Consider the following 242-nt stretch of genomic DNA (forward strand, 5'->3'; position numbering starts at 1 on the left):
ATATGATTTTATCATCGAGACCTGAGATACGGGTTTGATGCTTACTAACGAGTACAGGCTCAAAGCTGCTATCACGGTCTCTTGGGGTAGAGATTTCAAGATCGCCTGTATCACTGCGGACGGTCTTTTTAGTGTGTCCGTTGCGCTTGTTTGGTTTATCTGCTTTCTCATGCTTGGGGTAGCCGAGATGGTCTTCCATCTCAGCCTCTAAGGCAGTATCGATAAAGGATTGCATGAGCTGC

General features: G+C 46.7%; 1 protein-coding gene. It reads right to left on the minus strand.

The genetic code is table 11. The features are described 5' to 3' along the window. Positions 1–242 (minus strand): transposase (locus CXF69_RS00655; protein WP_180952688.1); only part of this gene is annotated, 242 nt, incomplete at both ends.

This window comes from Psychrobacter sp. Choline-02u-9, from assembly GCF_002836505.1.
Taxonomy (GTDB): Bacteria; Pseudomonadota; Gammaproteobacteria; order Pseudomonadales; family Moraxellaceae; genus Psychrobacter.